This is a genomic window from Pseudomonas sp. SAS7 (assembly GCF_052112345.1).
GTDB lineage: Bacteria > Pseudomonadota > Gammaproteobacteria > Pseudomonadales > Pseudomonadaceae > Aquipseudomonas > Aquipseudomonas putida_Q.
Map to the genome: position 1 here is coordinate 147965 of NZ_JBEGGO010000004.1, position 14138 is coordinate 162102.

13 protein-coding genes and 1 tRNA gene are annotated in these 14138 nt (G+C 63.4%); 12 read left to right on the forward strand and 2 right to left on the reverse strand.

Going from position 1 to position 14138, the window contains the following annotated elements; genetic code table 11:
• Positions 1-188: 188 nt before the first annotated feature.
• The 5 genes from ABI582_RS08705 to ABI582_RS08725 all read left to right on the forward strand — a co-directional run bounded on the left by ABI582_RS08705 (position 189) and on the right by ABI582_RS08725 (position 5684).
• Entirely contained in the window at positions 189-1478 is a 1290-nt protein-coding gene (locus ABI582_RS08705) for an OprD family porin (protein WP_338745049.1), read from the forward strand.
• 46 nt (positions 1479-1524) lie between these two features.
• Complete coding sequence (locus ABI582_RS08710) at positions 1525-2505, forward strand: Bug family tripartite tricarboxylate transporter substrate binding protein (protein ID WP_049275301.1); 981 nt, start codon at positions 1525-1527, stop codon at positions 2503-2505.
• Between the two features lie 178 nt (positions 2506-2683).
• A complete protein-coding gene (locus ABI582_RS08715; RefSeq protein ID WP_338745051.1) occupies positions 2684-3142 on the forward strand; it encodes a tripartite tricarboxylate transporter TctB family protein in 459 nt (152 codons plus the stop codon).
• Between the two features lie 3 nt (positions 3143-3145).
• A complete protein-coding gene (locus tag ABI582_RS08720; protein WP_258653845.1) occupies positions 3146-4660 on the forward strand; it encodes a tripartite tricarboxylate transporter permease in 1515 nt (504 codons plus the stop codon).
• Complete coding sequence (locus ABI582_RS08725; protein ID WP_338745052.1) at positions 4653-5684, forward strand: AbrB family transcriptional regulator; 1032 nt, start codon at positions 4653-4655, stop codon at positions 5682-5684. The genes ABI582_RS08720 and ABI582_RS08725 overlap by 8 nt, the downstream gene beginning before the upstream one ends.
• Positions 5685-5742: 58 nt before the next feature.
• On the opposite strand, the gene ung is transcribed toward ABI582_RS08725, so the two are convergent.
• Complete coding sequence (ung, locus tag ABI582_RS08730; RefSeq protein ID WP_338745053.1) at positions 5743-6435, reverse strand: uracil-DNA glycosylase; 693 nt, start codon at positions 6433-6435, stop codon at positions 5743-5745.
• Between the two features lie 125 nt (positions 6436-6560).
• Here ung and ABI582_RS08735 point away from each other — a divergent pair, with 125 nt between their 5' ends.
• The gene (locus ABI582_RS08735) at positions 6561-7667 is read left to right on the forward strand and encodes an enoyl-CoA hydratase/isomerase family protein (protein ID WP_442118972.1); all 1107 of its coding nucleotides are present in this window, start codon (positions 6561-6563) and stop codon (positions 7665-7667) included.
• Between the two features lie 30 nt (positions 7668-7697).
• On the opposite strand, the gene ABI582_RS08740 is transcribed toward ABI582_RS08735, so the two are convergent.
• On the reverse strand, positions 7698-8141 hold the full coding sequence (locus tag ABI582_RS08740) for a hypothetical protein (RefSeq protein ID WP_442118973.1): 444 nt from the start codon (positions 8139-8141) through the stop codon (positions 7698-7700).
• Positions 8142-8353: 212 nt separating this feature from the next.
• Here ABI582_RS08740 and ABI582_RS08745 point away from each other — a divergent pair, with 212 nt between their 5' ends.
• The 6 genes from ABI582_RS08745 (at position 8354) to ABI582_RS08770 (ending at position 14077) form a co-directional block, all read left to right on the forward strand.
• The gene (locus ABI582_RS08745; RefSeq protein WP_442118974.1) at positions 8354-9835 is read left to right on the forward strand and encodes a sensor domain-containing diguanylate cyclase; all 1482 of its coding nucleotides are present in this window, start codon (positions 8354-8356) and stop codon (positions 9833-9835) included.
• A complete protein-coding gene (locus tag ABI582_RS08750) occupies positions 9828-10040 on the forward strand; it encodes a cysteine-rich CWC family protein (RefSeq protein WP_019473058.1) in 213 nt (70 codons plus the stop codon). Before ABI582_RS08745 ends, ABI582_RS08750 begins: the two co-directional genes overlap by 8 nt.
• A gap of 9 nt (positions 10041-10049) precedes the next feature.
• Positions 10050-10742, forward strand: coding sequence for a pseudouridine synthase (locus ABI582_RS08755; protein WP_442118975.1), 693 nt, complete (start codon positions 10050-10052; stop codon positions 10740-10742).
• A gap of 345 nt (positions 10743-11087) precedes the next feature.
• Positions 11088-11975: a (R)-3-hydroxydecanoyl-ACP:CoA transacylase gene (gene phaG / locus ABI582_RS08760; RefSeq protein ID WP_019471776.1), complete on the forward strand. Its 888-nt coding sequence runs from the start codon at positions 11088-11090 to the stop codon at positions 11973-11975.
• A gap of 111 nt (positions 11976-12086) precedes the next feature.
• Positions 12087-12160, forward strand: a tRNA-Gly gene (locus tag ABI582_RS08765).
• A gap of 210 nt (positions 12161-12370) precedes the next feature.
• On the forward strand, positions 12371-14077 hold the full coding sequence (locus ABI582_RS08770) for a SulP family inorganic anion transporter (RefSeq protein WP_442118976.1): 1707 nt from the start codon (positions 12371-12373) through the stop codon (positions 14075-14077).
• Positions 14078-14138 lie beyond the last annotated feature (61 nt).

The window sequence follows — 14138 nt, forward strand, 5'->3', positions numbered from 1 at the left end:
GCTCGGGTGGGGCGGTGGCGCGGAGTGTACCGCTGTCCTCAGGCCTGTGAAGCCCCTTCTGACAAACCTTTCTCGTTGAAAGGTTAGCGAAAGGTTCGTTGCCTAGCATCGCACCACGGTCGCTCCTCGCGCCGAAAAAAGCACCAGCAAGGTGCAACGAATAAGAACAATAAACGGAGTCATCGACGATGCTGTCATTGCAGCCGCAGGCGTTCGCGCCTACCCGTTCCTTTGCCGCACGCCCCTCTGCCATCGCCAGCGCCCTCGCGCTTGCCGGTGTCGCCCCGATGAGCCAGGCCGCCTTCTTCGAAGACAGCACGGCCACCCTCGAAACCCGCAACATGTACTTCAACCGCGACTTCCGCGATGGCACCAGCGCGCAACAATCCAAGCGCGACGAGTGGGCCCAGGGCTTCATCCTCAACTTCGAGTCCGGCTACACCGATGGCACCGTAGGCTTTGGCCTGGACGCACTGGGCATGCTCGGCATCAAGCTCGACTCCAGCCCCGACCGCACCGATACCGGCCTGCTGCCGACCCATGATGACGGCAAGGCCGCCGACGAATACTCCAAGCTGGGCCTCACCGGCAAGGTGAAGATTTCGCAGACCGAACTCAAGATCGGCACCCTGATCCCCGAGCTGCCGACGCTGCAGCCCAACGATGGGCGCATCCTGCCGCAAACCTTCGAGGGCGGCCTGCTCACTTCGAAAGAGATCAAGGGCCTGACCTTCACGGGCGGGCGCCTGGACAAGGCCAAGGACCGCAACGACACCAATTGGGAAGACCTGGCACTGAACAACAAGAACGGCCGCTTTGGTGGCACGTTCAGCGCCGACAACCTGGCCCTGGCCGGCCTGGACTACCAGTTCACCGACCGCATCACCGGCAGCTACCACTTCGCCCAGCTCGACGATATCTACCGCCAGCACTTCATCGGCATGGTCGCCACCCAACCCTGGGGGCCGGGCACCTTGGGCGCCGACCTGCGCCTGGCAGTGAGTGACGATGCTGGTGCTGCCAAAGCCGGCAACATCGACAACACCACCGTCAACGGCATGCTCAGCTACGCCCTGGGCGGGCACAAGGTCAGCGCCGCCTGGCAGCAGCTGTCCGGCGACAGCGCCTTCCCGTATGTCGATGGCGCCGACCCGTACCTGGTCAACTTTGTCCAGATCAACGACTTCGCCGGTGCCGACGAGCGTTCCTGGCAGGCGCGTTACGACTACAACTTTGCCGCGCTCGGCGTACCCGGCCTGACCTTCATGACCCGCTATATCAGCGGTGACAACGTCAGCCGTGCCGCCGGTGGCGAAGGCAAGGAGTGGGAACGCAACACCGAACTGAAGTACGTGGTACAAAGCGGCCCGTTGAAGAACGTCGCCGTGCGCCTGCGCAATGCCACCTTCCGCTCCAACTTCGCCCGCGACGCGGACGAAGTGAGGCTGCTGGTGAGCTACAGCGTAGCGCTGTGGTAACCCCATAGCGGTAATCCAAAAACAACAACGCTCACGGAGATAGACGATGACCTTTTCACTGCGCCGCCTCGTCCTCGCTACCGGCTGCCTGCTGCTGGCCGGCAACGCCCTTGCCGCCGAACCGAAACGCCCTGAATGCATCGCCCCCGCCTCGCCCGGCGGTGGCTTCGACCTGACCTGCAAGCTGGTGCAAAGCGCCCTTGTGCAGGAAAAGATCCTCAGCAAGCCGATGCGCGTCACCTACATGCCCGGCGGTGTCGGCGCGGTGGCCTACAACGCCGTGGTCGCTCAGCGCCCGGCCGATGCCGGCACCCTGGTGGCCTGGTCCAGCGGCTCGTTGCTGAACCTGGCCCAAGGCAAGTTCGGCCGCTTCGACGAAAACGCCGTGAAGTGGCTGGCAGCTGTCGGCACCAGCTACGGCGCCATCGCGGTGAAAAGCGACTCGCCCTACAAGACCCTCGACGACCTGGTCGCGGCCTTGAAGAAAGACCCGAGCAAGGTGGTGATCGGCTCCGGCGGCACCGTCGGCAGCCAGGACTGGATGCAAACCGCATTGATCGCCAAGGCCGCCGGCATCAACCCGCGTGACTTGCGCTATGTGGCCCTGGAAGGCGGTGGCGAAATTGCCACGGCGCTGCTGGGCGGCCATATCCAGGTCGGCTCTACCGACATCTCCGACTCCATGCCGCACATCCAGAGCGGCAATATGCGCATCCTGGCGGTGTTCTCGGAAAACCGCCTGGACGAGCCCGAGATGAAAGACATCCCTACCGCCAAGGAGCAGGGCTACGACATCGTCTGGCCGGTAGTGCGCGGCTTCTACCTGGGGCCAAAGGTGAGCGACGAGGACTACGCATGGTGGAAGGCATCGTTCGACAAGATGCTGGCCTCGCAAGACTTCGCCGAGCTGCGTGACCAGCGCGAGCTGTTCCCGTTCGCCATGACCGGCGAAGAGCTGGACGGCTATGTGAAAAAGCAAGTGGCCGACTACAAGGCACTGGCCAAGGAATTTGGCCTGATCCAGTAAGCCTTAACGCCATTCGCTCCTTGTAGGAGCGGCCTTGTGTCGCGAAAGGGGCGCGAAGCGGCCCCAGGATTTCCGCTCCGCTGCACTAATTGCCGGGGCTGCTGCGCAGCCCTCTCGCGACACAAGGCCGCTCCTACAAAAGATCTGCGTCGTGCCGATGAACAACGAGGATTCCCCAATGATCCTGCAACGCATCTTCGCCCTGGTCCTGCTGGCGGTATGCGCCGCCCTGGCCGTGATGGCCTGGCCCTACCAGGCGGCGTTTTCCTATGAACCGGTGGGCCCGCGCGCCTATCCGCTGCTGATGCTCGGCCTGATGGGCCTGGGCCTGTTGTATCTGGCGTTCCGCCCCACGCCCATCGTGCGCAAGGACGACGAACCGGAACTGGACCGCGAAACCCTGACCAAGATCACCGCCTGCGTCGGCCTGCTGATCGTCTTCGCGGCCACCTTCGAAGCCTTGGGTTTCATCCTCAGCGCCGTCCTTGTTGGCCTGCCCATGGCCCGCCTGTACGGCGGCCGCTGGCTGCACAGCGCCATCGTGGTGGTCGGCATGAGCCTGCTGCTCTACTGGCTGTTCGACCGCGTGATGGACGTGCCCCTGCCCCTTGGCCTGCTGAGCGTACTGGAGAACTGACACATGGATACCTTGAGCTACCTGGGCCAGGGCTTCGGCGTTGCCCTGACCCCTTACAACCTGGTCACCGCCCTCTCCGGTACCCTGATCGGCACGGTGGTCGGCCTGCTTCCGGGCCTGGGCCCGATCAACGGCGTGGCCTTGCTGATCCCCATCGCCTTCGCCCTGGGCCTGCCGCCAGAGTCGGCGCTGATCCTGCTGGCCGCGGTGTACCTGGGCTGCGAGTACGGCGGGCGTATCAGCTCGATCCTGCTGAACATCCCGGGCGAAGCCTCGACCGTAATGACCACCCTGGACGGCTACCCGATGGCTCGCCAAGGCCTGGCGGGCGTCGCACTGTCGCTTTCGGCGTGGAGCTCGTTCATCGGCGCCTTCATCGCCACCTGCGGCATGGTGCTGTTCGCCCCGCTGCTGGCGAAATGGGCCATCGCCTTCGGCCCGGCGGAATACTTCGTACTGATGGTGTTCGCCATCGTCGCCCTGGGCGGCATGGCAGGTGACAAACCGCTGAAAACCTTCATTGCCGCACTGATCGGCCTGTTCCTGTCGGCGGTCGGCATCGATGCCAACAGTGGCGTGTACCGCTTCACCGGTGACAGCGTGCACCTGGCCGACGGCATCCAGTTCGTGGTGCTGGTGCTGGGCCTGTTCTCCATCAGTGAAATCCTGCTGCTGCTGGAAAAGACCCACCATGGTCACCAGGCGGTGAAAGCCACCGGCCGCATGCTGTTCAACTTCAAGGAAGCGGCTTCGGTATTCGTGGTCAACATCCGCTGCGGCCTGCTCGGTTTCATCATGGGCGTTCTGCCCGGCGCCGGCGCAACGCTGGCCAGCGCCGTGGCCTACATGACCGAAAAACGCCTGGCCGGGGAAAGCGGCAAGTTCGGCAAGGGCGATGCCCGCGGCCTGGCCGCGCCAGAAACCGCCATCGGCGCGTCCTGTTGTGGCGCCCTGGTCCCGATGCTGACCCTGGGGGTACCAGGCTCTGGCACCACCGCAGTGATGATCGGCGCCCTGACCCTGTACAACATCACACCTGGCCCGATGCTGTTCGAACAGCAGCCGGACATCGTCTGGGGCCTGATCGCTTCGCTGTTCATCGCCAACATCATGCTGGTGATCCTCAACATCCCGATGATCCGCATCTTCACCCGCATCCTCGCCGTGCCGAACTGGGCGCTGGTGCCGGTGATCGCCATCATCACGGCCATCGGCGTATACGCCGTGCATGCCACCACCTTCGACCTGTTCCTGATGGTCGGCATCGGCATCATGGGTTACATCCTGCGCAAGCTGGACTTCCCACTGTCGCCAATCCTGCTCGGTTTCATCCTGGGCGGGCTGATGGAGCAGAACCTGCGCCGCGCCCTGTCGATCTCCAACGGTGAACTGGGCATCCTCTGGTCGAGCCCGATCAGCATGGGCGTCTGGGCGCTGGTGGCGTTGATGCTCGCCCTGCCGATGCTGCGCATCTGGCGCAAACGCAGCAAGCAGCGTCGGGCCCTGGCTGATGCCTGATCGACCGCTGCCTTTGTTTGTCGCAACAGGGCTGGTCGGCCTTGCTGGCGGTTACCTCGCCAGCCAGGTCGGCTGGCCTTTGCCGTGGATGGTGGGTTCGCTGCTGGCCATCATCCTGGTGCGCTGCCTGACGCCCTGGCAGTTGTCGGAAATTCCCAACGGCCGCAAATGCGGGCAGTGCATCATCGGCATCGGTATTGGCCTGCACTTTACGCCGGCAGTGATCGAGCAGGTGGGTAGCCATTTTGCGCTGATCTTCTTCGGCGCCCTGTTTACCACCCTGTCCAGCGTGATCAGCGTGTGGCTGCTGCGGCGCACCGGTGAAGACCGCGCCACGGCATTCTTCGCCAGCATGCCTGGCGGCTCGGGGGAGATGGTCAACCTGGGTGCCCGGAACGGAGCAGTGCTCAGCCAGGTGGCGGCAGCGCAGAGCCTGCGGGTGCTGACGGTGGTGCTGTGCGTGCCCGCGCTGTTCAAGTTTCTGCTGGGTGACGGGGTGCCGCTGAATCACGCCGGTAGCGTCAGCTGGGGCTGGCTGGGCCTAATCGCCCCGCTCGGCGTTGCCGTGGCGTTGCTCTGGCAACGGTTGCGCCAACCCAACCCCTGGCTGTTCGGGCCATTGCTGGTGGCTGCCAGCGCCAGCCTGGCCGGCAACCTGCAGATCGCCCTGCCCAATGGCGCCAGCCAGATCGGCCAGTGGCTGATCGGTAGCGGCCTGGCCTGCCACTTCAACCGGGCATTCTTCCGCCGCGCCCCGTCGTTCCTGGCGCGTACGCTGCTGGCCACGGCGCTGTGCATGGCCATTGCCGGCAGTGCCGCGTGGGTATTGAGCGTGATGACAGCGCTGGATTTGCGCTCGCTGACGTTGGGCATGATGCCGGGGGGCATTGCCGAAATGAGCCTGACCGCAGAGACCCTGCAACTGTCCGTGCCTTTGGTGACGGCGCTACAGGTGATGCGCTTGCTGTTCGTGCTGTTTCTGGCGGAGCCGTTGTTCCGGCTGTGGAACGCAAACCAGGAATAATCGCATCGCCTGCTTCGCGGGCAAGCCCGCGAAGAAGGCGACGCGGTGTTTCAGGTGATCAGAGCGGTGGCAATGCCCAGTTGATCGGCGCCAGCCCGCGTTGCTCGAGGAAGCTGTTGGTCCGGCTGAAATGCCCACACCCCAGGAACCCGCGGTAAGCCGACAACGGCGACGGATGCACCGACTTCAGCACCAGGTGCTTGGTCCCGTCGATCAGCTTCTGCTTGCTTTGCGCATGCGCCCCCCACAACAGGAACACCACGTTCGGGCACTGCTCGCTGACCACCTGGATCACCCGATCGGTAAAGGCCTCCCAACCCTTCTTGGCATGCGACGCCGCATTGGCACGCTCCACGGTCATGGTGGTGTTGAGCAGCAGCACGCCCTGCTCGGCCCAGCTCTGCAGGTAGCCGTGGCTGGCGATCGGGATGTTCAGGTCGCGCTGCATTTCCTTGTAGATATTGACCAGCGACGGCGGCGTGGCCACGCCCGGCTGTACCGAGAAGCACAGGCCGTGCGCCTGGCCTGGCCCGTGGTAGGGGTCCTGCCCGAGTATGACCACCTTCACCTGGTCCAGCGGTGTCGAGTTCAGCGCATTGAAGATCAGCGGCCCTGGCGGGTAGATTTCCTTGCCGGCGGCACGCTCGCTGCGCAGGAACTCGCGCAGTTGATGCATGTAGGGCTGGTCGAATTCAGCGCGCAATGCGGCTTTCCAGCTGGGTTCGAGTTTGATGCGATCTTCGTCAGTCATGGGGCCATCCGTAATCAATGGCGCGACACTAGGTAAGCCCTCCCCGCTTGTCAAACGATCCGACCGACGACCGGCATGTTCGGTCAGGCAGGCCATACTTGTGCGATGACTGAGAGAGGTAGTCCATGGCCATTCATTGTGAGGTACTCACCGGCGCCGACGGCGCCCGCATCGGCATCGCCACCCTGGATGCGCCCAAGGCGCTCAATGCCCTGAACCTGCCAATGATCGAGGTGCTGGGCGAACAATTGCACGCCTGGGCCCGCGACCCGGGGGTTGTCTGCGTGCTGCTGCGCGGCAACGGCGCCAAAGCCTTCTGCGCCGGAGGCGATGTGCGGGCGTTGGTGCAGGCCTGCCGTGACCACCCCGGTAGCGTACCGCCCCTTGCCGCCTCCTTCTTTGCCGCAGAGTACCGCCTGGACTACGCCCTGCACACCTACCCCAAACCGCTGCTGTGCTGGGGCCACGGGCATGTGCTGGGCGGCGGCATGGGGCTGCTGCAGGGCGCCAGTGTACGCATCGTCACACCCAGCAGCCGGTTGGCCATGCCGGAAATCAGTATCGGCCTGTACCCCGACGTGGGTGCCAGCTGGTTCCTCGCCCGGCTGCCAGGCAAACTGGGGTTGTTCCTGGGGCTGACGGGCGCGCCGATCAACGCCCGCGACGCCCTTGACCTGGGCCTGGCCGACCGGTTTTTGGGCGAGCACCAGCAAGAGGCGCTGATCGAAGAACTGCTGCAACTGAACTGGCAGGAGCAGACCACCCTGCAATTGAACAGCCTGCTCAAGGCCGAACAGCACCGCGCCTGCGCCGAGTTGCCCGAAGCCCAGTGGTTGCCGCGGCGGCGCGTGATCGATGCATTGCTCGACGTGGCCGATGCTGCAGCGGCCTGGCGTGCGCTGGAGGGGCTCAAGCACCATGACGACCCACTGCTTGCCGAAGCAGGCCAGCGGCTGCACGAGGGCTGCCCGCTGACCGCGCACCTGGTGTGGGAACAGATTCGCCGGGCGCGGCACCTGTCGTTGGCGCAGGTGTTCCAGATGGAATACTGCATGAGCCTGAATTGCTGCCGCCATCCGGAGTTCAGCGAAGGCGTGCGAGCTCGCTTGCTGGACAAGGACAACCACCCCCGCTGGCACTGGCCGGATGTGGCCCAGGTGCCGGCGGCGGTGGTCGAGGCGCATTTTTCCAAGGCGTGGGAGGGGCGGCATCCATTGGCGGACCTTAGTTGATTTCAACAACCTGGGGCTGGGTTCAACCACCTACCGCTGCCAGTTACCCCCGCGCCCTTGCCCACGTCGGCCATCCCAGCGGCCGCCGTCATTGCGCTGCCCATTGGAGTTCCAGTTGCCATGCTGGTAGCGCTGGCTGCCATCACGATAATCATGCCGGTCCCGATCCTGCCTGTAGTCCTGGCGCTGGCGGTTACCGTAGTCATTGCGCGGGTTGCCGTGCCACTGGTTCACCCCAGGCTGCGGATACGGCCGGTAGTACGGCGCCGACCGATGGTAATAGCGCGGTGCCGGCTGGTAGTAATAGCGCGGTTGCGGCGTCACGTAGTAACGGTCATAGCGGTAATACCCTGGCGACACGTAGCGGTCGGTGGAGTAGTAATCCGAACGGTAATAGCCCCCGCTCTCGTAGTACGGGGCGCAGGCGGAAGTCATCAGCCCTAGCAGGGCGATCAACAGGATTCGATAGGACATGGCGGCCTCCTGGACCGCTGGCGTGCCCGAACAGCGGCGCTGGCGAGCATCGATGCGTAATGCGTTCATCGACACTGAATAAGACAGCGAAGCCGAGGTGCAGTGCCGTTTTTGCAATAATTTGATACAGGTGCGATAACCCTGAAAAACTTGCAGTCATTTGCCGGTCATCTCACTAGAATGAGCGCCCAGGCACACATCACGGGAAGATCATGCCGCTACGTTCCGCTCTGTTCTCGCAGCGCTCGCTGATCTTTACCCTGCTGGTGCTGCTGGCCTGCGGCTTCCTCGCCACTTCGCTACTCAGCTATTTCTCCTCACGCAGCGCCATCCGCGACGGCATCATCAATACGGAACTGCCGCTGACGTCCGACACCGTCTACTCGGAAATCCAGAAGGACCTGATCCGCCCGGTGCTGATCGCCTCGATGATGGCCCAGGACACCTTCCTGCGCGACTGGGTGCTGTCCGGCGAGCAGGATACCGAGCGCATGACACGCTACCTTGGCGAAGTCATGGGCAAGCAGGACACCTTCACGTCGTTTTTCGTGTCTGACCGCACCCTCACCTACTACCAGGCCAAAGGCGTGCTCAAGAAGGTAGAACCCGGCACCTGGCGCGATGCCTGGTATTTCCGCCTGCGCGACCTCAAGGCGCCCTATGAGATCAACGTCGATCTGGACATGGCCAACCAGGATAGCCTGACCGTGTTCATCAACTACCAGGTACATGACTACCAGCACCGCTTCATCGGTGCCGCCGGCGTCGGGTTGAGCGTATCGTCGGTGGTCAAGCTGATCGACCAGTATCAGCGCCGCTATCAGCGCTCGGTGCTGTTCACCGACGCCAAGGGCAAGGTGCTGATGACCGGCTCGGAAGGTGGCCCGCATGGTCTGCGGGTCGGCCAGCCGCTCAGCGACAACCCCGAACTGAACGACGTACTGGCCGAGCAACTGGTGCCCGGCGAAGGCAGCCACGAGTACCGCGACAGCGACAACCACAGCCACTTCCTCAACGTGCGCCACCTGCCCGAACTGGACTGGTACCTGTTGGTGGAAAAGCGCGAAACCGGCGCCCTCGACCGCATCCGCCACTCCTTGTACCTGAACCTGGCCATCTGCGCGATGATCACACTGGTGGTGCTGGCGCTGGTGCATGCCATGGTCCGCCGTCACCAGGCCAGCACCGAAGCCCTGGCCACCCTCGACAGCCTCACCGGCCTGCCCAACCGGCGCAGCTTCGACCTGCTCGCCGCCCAGGCCTTGCACGAAGCCCAGCGCGACAGTGGGCCGCTGGTGGCATTGCTGATCGACCTGGACCACTTCAAGGCACTTAACGACACCCACGGCCACCTGGCAGGCGACGAAGTGCTGCGCCAATTTGCCAATGTACTGCAAGGCAGCCTGCGCCAGTCGGATATACTGTGCCGCTGGGGCGGTGAGGAATTCATCGTGCTGCTGCGTGAAGCCGAAGGCCGGCAGGCCATCGAGGTGGCGGAAAAAATCCGTCGCCGCACCGAACAGTTGACCTTCAGCTACGAAGAACAGCCGCTGCGCCTCACCACCAGCATCGGCCTGAGCAGCCTGCAGCCAGGGGATACCCTGCACGCCCTGCTGACCCGCGCCGACCGTGCGCTCTATCGTGCCAAGCAGGCCGGCCGCAACCGCGTCTGCAGTGAAACCCGCCATGAATGACAGCCAACACTGCCCCGCTTGCGGAGCCCTCAACCAATGCAGCCTGGCCGACCCGCGCCGCGCCACCCAGGCCTGCTGGTGCTACGGTGTGACCATCGACCCGGCCGTGCTGCAGGCCCTGCCCGCCGAGTTGCGGGACAAAGCCTGCCTGTGCCCGCGTTGCGCTGCCGTTGAAGAGCAACTCCGATCAACCACTCCCCACTGACCTGTTCCAATGCGCCTCGACCGTTTCCTCGCCAACCTCCCCAGCTACAATCGCCAGCAAGTTCGCCTGATGCTGGCGCAACGCCGTGTGCGGGTGGATGGCCAGGTTGTCAGCGACCCCCTGGCCGAGGTGCGTGAATTCAGCCGCATCGAACTGGACGACCACTTGCTCCAGGCCGGCCGCCCCGCACGTTACCTGATGCTGCACAAGCCACAGGGTTGCGTCAGCGCCACCCAGGACCCGCAGCACCGCACCGTGCTCGACCTGCTGCCAACAACGCTGCGTGATGACCTGCACATCGCCGGGCGCCTGGACTTCAACACCACCGGGTTGATGATCCTGACCAACGATGGCCAGTGGTCACGGCGCCTGACCCAGCCTGCCACCAAGCTGCCAAAGCATTATCTGGTGGACACCGAGGACGAAATTGGCGAGCACTATGTGGCCAGGTTCCGTGAGGGTTTCTACTTCGCCTTCGAAGACCTCACCACCCAACCTGCCCAGCTGGACATCCTCGGGCCGCGACGCGCCCGGTTGGCGATCGTCGAAGGGCGCTACCACCAGGTAAAACGCATGTTCGGGTTCTTCGACAACAAGGTGGTGGGGTTGCATCGGGAGAGCATGGGGGCGATCCGGCTGGACACGAGGTTGGCCCCGGGGGAGTTCCGAGAGCTGACGGCGGCCGAGATAGCCACTGTCTAGGCCGGGGCAGACACGACAGGGTCGCCATACGACCGCTCAGCGACAAAAGTCACATTTCTCCCCGAACGGCACTTGCGCGATCCGCGAGCCACTGCTTGAATCCAAATCGTCAGTCTGCATGTGACTAGCAAGTCACGCCCGCAGTCGAAGACACTTTTTGCCGGCTACCCAAGGCCTCGATGCCTTGGGGCACGGCGAATTGCCCGCCAAAAACAATACCGTCGACGCACGTGCCAAGGATCGACACAGGGCCCCCCGGTTTCTCTTCAGGCAAATGCCTACCTGTCATAAAGAACGTGCACCCTAGGTGACGCGAATACCCTTTTTGCGCCAGGAGTCGATGACATGAGGCCAGAAATCGCTGTACTTGATATCCAAGGTCAGTATCGGGTTTACACGGAGTTCTATCGCGCGGATGCGGCCGAGAATACGATCATCCTGATCAATGGCTCGCTGGCCACCACCGCCTCGTTCGCCCAGACGGTACGTAACCTGCACCCGCAGTTCAACATCGTGCTGTTCGACCAGCCGTATGCTGGCAAGTCCAAGCCCCACAACCGTCAGGAACGTCTGATCAGCAAGGAAACCGAGGCGCATATCCTCCTTGAACTGATCGAGCACTTCCAGGCAGACCACGTGATGTCGTTCTCGTGGGGTGGCGCAAGTACGCTGCTGGCGCTGGCGCACCAGCCACGTAACGTGAAGAAGGCAGTGGTGAGTTCGTTCTCGCCGGTGATCAACGAGCCGATGCGCGACTATCTGGACCGTGGCTGCCAGTACCTGGCAGCCTGCGACCGGTATCAGGTCGGCAACCTGGTCAACGACACCATCGGCAAGCACCTGCCGTCACTGTTCAAGCGCTTCAACTACCGGCACGTCAGCAGCCTGGACAGCCATGAGTACGCGCAGATGCACTTCCACATCAACCAGGTGCTGCAGCACGACCTGGAGCGAGCGCTGGAGGGTGCGCGCAACATCGATATCCCGGTGTTGTTCGTCAACGGCGCCCGCGACGAGTACACCACGGTCGAAGATGCCCGGCAGTTCGGCAAGCATGTGGGCAGAAGCCAGTTCAGCGTGATCCGCGAGGCGGGGCATTTCCTGGATATGGAAAACAAGACCGCCTGCGAAAACACCCGCAGCGTCCTGCTTGGTTTCCTCAAGCCGACCGTGCGTGAACCTCGTCAACGCTACCAGCACGTTCAACAGGGGCAGCATGCACTGGCCATCTGAGCGCCTCGGCACTCTGTAGCTGATACCCGCAGGCTATGGGGTGCCGACAAGCTTTTTTATAACTTGGGCTTCTAATTCGTGGAAGGTTCTGGTAAAAAGTGCTGCGCAGACGCGGGTATAGTTTAGTGGCAAAACGAAAGCTTCCCAAGCTTTAGTTGAGGGTTCGATTCCCTCTACCCGCTCCACATCGCATTCCAGCATGACGTTCCAGCAACGTCATCGCAGTCAAAAGGAGCCTTGGCTCCTTTTTTCGTTTCTGCCCCCACGTTGACCTGGCCCATGGCCATTTGCCTGCCGATCCGCTTCAATGCGCAGCGGGTGCATTCGCGCGCAAGCGAAACGGCTTGTGACGAATATGCTCAATGGATTCGTGAAGCATTTCGAAAGGATGACGTATGTTTCTTTCCCGCTGGCTACCGGGCCTTGCCAACCTCCTGCACTACCGGCGCGAGTGGCTGCATGCCGACCTGCAGGCCGGGCTTTCGGTCGCGGCGATCCAGATCCCCATCGCCATCGCCTACGCGCAAATCGTCGGCCTGCCACCACAATACGGCCTGTATGCCTGCGTTCTGCCGATGATGGTCTATGCCCTGATCGGCAGCTCGCGCCAACTGATGGTCGGCCCCGACGCCGCCACCTGCGCAATGATCGCCGGTGCCGTAGCACCGCTGGCCATGGGCGACCCGCAACGCATCGTCGAACTGTCGGTGATCGTCACCGTGCTGGTTGGCATAATGCTGATTGCCGCCGGCCTTGCCCGTGCCGGCTTCATCGCCAGCTTCTTCTCGCGGCCAATCCTGATCGGCTACCTCAACGGCATCGGCCTGAGCCTGATCGCCGGGCAGTTGTCCAAGGTGGTGGGGTTCAAGATCGAAGGCGACGGCTTCATCCTCAGCCTGATCAACTTCTTCCAGCGCCTGGGCGAGATTCACTGGGTCACGTTGCTCATCGGCCTGGCCGCCCTGGGCTTGCTGATCTGGCTGCCGCGGCGCTACCCGCGCCTGCCTGCAGCCCTCACGGTCGTGGCGCTGTTCATGCTGCTGGCCGGCCTGTTCGGCCTTGACCGCTTCGGCGTTGCCGTCCTCGGCCCGGTACCTGCCGGCATCCCGCAGCTGGCCTGGCCGCACAGCAACCTGGAGGAAATGAAAAGCCTGTTGCGCGACGCCCTGGGTATTGCCACCGTCAGCTTCTGCAGTGCCATGCTGACTGCGCGCAGCTTTGCCGCCCGGCATGGCTATGCGATCAACGCCAACCACGAGTTTGTCGCCCTGGGCGTCAGCAACCTGGCCGCCGGGGTTTCCCAGGGCTTTGCCATCAGTGGCGCTGACTCGCGTACGGCGGTCAATGACATGGTCGGTGGCAAAAGCCAGCTGGTGGGCATCATCGCGGCACTGGTCATCGCGCTCATCCTGCTGTTCTTCACCGCGCCCATGGCGTGGATCCCGCAGGCCGCACTGGGCGCCGTGCTGCTGATGGCCGGTTGGGGGCTGATCGACATCAAGTCGCTGGGTAGCATCCGGCGCCTCAGCCGCTTCGAGTTCTGGCTGTGCCTGCTGACCACGGCGGGCGTGCTGGGCCTGGGCGTGCTGCCCGGTATCGTGTTTGCCGTCACCCTGGCGATACTGCGCCTGCTGTACAGCATCTACCAGCCCACCGATGCCGTGTTGGGCTGGCTGCCGGGCACCGAAGGCCAGGTCGACATCCGCAAATTCAAGGACGCGCGCACCGTCCCCGGCCTGGTGGTGTACCGCTTCGACGACGCGATCCTGTTCTTCAACGCCGACTACTTCAAGATGCGCCTGCTCGAGGCGGTACAGAGCCAGCACCAGCCCAAGGCCGTGCTGTTCGATGCCGAAGCGGTCACCAACATCGACGTCAGCGGTATCGCTGCCCTGCGTGAAGTACGCGATACCCTGGCAGCGCAAGGCATCTTCTTTGCCATCGCACGCGCCCGGGGTACGTTCCTGCGCATGCTGGTGCGCTCGGGGATGGCGCGGGAAATGGAAGACAAGCTGCTGTTTGGTTCGGTGCGGGCGGGGATTCGCGCGTACCGGATGTGGCGTAACCGGAACCGCAGTGTGCCGGTGGCCGACGAGGGCTGAGGCGCGCTCTGGCTACCCGCTCAGCTTCTGTAGCGAAAAGGACTACCTGGTACACAGAAAG